General features: G+C 34.9%; 2 protein-coding genes. Both read left to right on the top strand.

The window, feature by feature from the left end:
* The first annotated feature begins 46 nt into the window (after window positions 1-46).
* A complete protein-coding gene (locus tag KH943_RS09875) occupies window positions 47-1069 on the top strand; it encodes an alanine/glycine:cation symporter family protein (protein WP_438359840.1) in 1023 nt (340 codons plus the stop codon).
* 296 nt (window positions 1070-1365) lie between these two features.
* The gene (locus KH943_RS09870; protein WP_304110412.1) at window positions 1366-2337 is read left to right on the top strand and encodes a polysaccharide pyruvyl transferase family protein; all 972 of its coding nucleotides are present in this window, start codon (window positions 1366-1368) and stop codon (window positions 2335-2337) included.
* The last annotated feature ends 43 nt before the right edge of the window (window positions 2338-2380 follow it).

Here is a 2380-nt window from a genome sequence, read left to right as displayed (position 1 = left end):
CTTACCTCTTTGCCAATCCAGTAATCACTTTTGATAGTGACGGTATCTGTACGATCGTCCAATGAGGTATTGGGAGCTTGCGATTGCATTTGCGATTACGGTAATCTTTACATTTGGTTTTGCGTTTAACGCTGTTCAATCTAACTCTATTGTTGCAGCAACAAGTAAAGCATGGTCTTGGGATGCTGAATCAGTGGGTATTGTGCTTGTAATCTTAACAGCTGTCATTATCGCTGGAGGGGTTAAACGTATCGGACAAGTTTCCGCGAAAGTGGTACCAACAATGGCGTTATTCTATTTGATTATCGCCGTTATTATTCTAGGAATGAATATCAACAAAGTTCCCGCTATTTTATCAATGATCATCTCAAATGCCTTTGATTTTTCAGCAGTTGCAGGTGGTATGTTCGGAAGTATTGTTTCTAAAACAATGTTAATGGGGATTAAACGTGGCTTATTCTCAAATGAAGCTGGTATGGGATCTGCACCAAACTCAGCAGCAACATCTGATGCAAAACATCCTGCGAGCCAAGGCTTAATCCAAATGCTTGGTGTTTTTGTAGATACTATTGTAGTTTGTACCTGTACTGCCGTTATTATTTTAATGTCAGATAATTATGGTAATGAAACCTTAAAAGGGGTCGAGCTTACCCAAACCGCATTGCAATATCACTTAGGTGAATTTGGCGTACATTTCCTAGCCTTTATCTTGCTTTTATTCTGCTACACTTCAATTATCGGCAACTATGCTTATGCAGAAACTAATATTCGTTACATTAAAAACAAAGCGTGGTTTGTATGGGGCTTCCGTTCAATCGTATTGTTCTTCGTTTATTTCGGTGCAGTACGCGATGGTGGGATTGTTTGGGCGTTTGCTGATACAGTAATGGCAACAATGGCAATCATCAACTTAATTGCAATCCTTATCCTATCTCCACTTGTATGGCGAATTTTAAAAGATTATATTCGTCAGCTAAAGGCAAAACAAGAACCTGTGTTCCGTATTGAAGAGCATCAAGATCTTATTCATCGTGGTGTTGATCCGTTGGTTTGGAAATCAAAAGAGTAGCACATTAAGTTTAGATTTAAATAAGTTTTAAAACTAAACTTTAGACAAAGTTAATATAGAAGAAAACGGAGGTTCAACTAAAATCAACGCCTCCGTTTTTTATTCCATATGAATATGGCTTTGTAGACATACTTTAGTTGGATATTCAATATTTGAATCATTCCAATGATTTACTAAGCGTATTTAAAAGATTTTTTCCTAAATTATTGCTAAAATGCCCACCATTTTGGAATGAAGCAAAAACACTTCGTTCTACCTTGTCTTACCAAACACTTTATTTATTTTTGAGAGATGCAATGAATAGCGTGCTTTTAGCTTTAAAACAACAATTAAAACAGATTGAAGAAAAAATTATTGATAAAAATGATGTGCTTTATTTTGACTATCCGCTACATCAAAATGTCGGGGATCTATTGATTTACGCAGGCACGGAACAATTTTTCAAGGATTACCAAATCAACATTCGCTTACGTCGCTGTTTGCAAGCTTTTAACTTAGAGGAAGTGCGTAAATTCGTGCATCCAAACACGACAATTTTATGCCACGGTGGCGGTAACTTTGGCGATCTTTATCCAAGCATTCAAAAAATGCGTGAAGATTTGGTGCAAGCTTTTCCAAATAATCGTATTATTTTATTGCCACAAACAGCACATTTTTCAAATGAAACTGCAATGCAAAAATCAGCATCTCTTTTTTCTCAGCACAAAGATTTGCATCTTTTTTCTCGTGATACAAATACTTTTGAGATGATGAAAGCACATTTTTCACCCAATGTCGCATTATCTCCTGATATGGCTCATCAGCTTTATGGCACATTAGCACAAAAAGAAGAAACTTCTGGTAAGAATACACTTTATTTCTTACGTAAAGATATTGAAAAAAGCCATATTGAGTCGGAAATTCAAGCGACATTATCTGATTTAAATAATGTTAAAGATTGGGATGATCTTTTATTACCTTCTGATATGAAATTTGAATTATGGTGTAGCCGTTTTTCTGTTTTAGCGAATAAATTTAATTTAGGTTTTGTAAAAGATAAAATTAATGATGTGTGGTATCGTCATTCAATGGATGTTATTACCCGTTGTCAAAATATCTTTTTAAACTACGATAATATTATTACAAGTCGTTTACACGGACATATTTTTGCTTGCCTTTTAGGTATCCCAAACGAAGTTTGTGATAATTCTTATGGAAAAAATTCTGGGTATTACAACCAATGGACAAAAGATATTTCTTTTGCAAAATTATATGAGCACAAATCGTAATCTAATTCATCTCATTATTGTTACCCTATTAGGTATGGGATTA

Source organism: Haemophilus parahaemolyticus, from assembly GCF_018373095.1.
GTDB lineage: Bacteria > Pseudomonadota > Gammaproteobacteria > Enterobacterales > Pasteurellaceae > Haemophilus_A > Haemophilus_A parahaemolyticus_A.
This window is presented reverse-complemented; position numbering and strand designations above follow the sequence as displayed.

Excerpts from the sequence above, each read along its gene's own strand:
- KH943_RS09870 (WP_304110412.1), top strand. The coding sequence starts at position 1,366 with ATGAATAGCGTGCTTTTAGCTTTAAAACAACAATTAAAACAGATTGAA.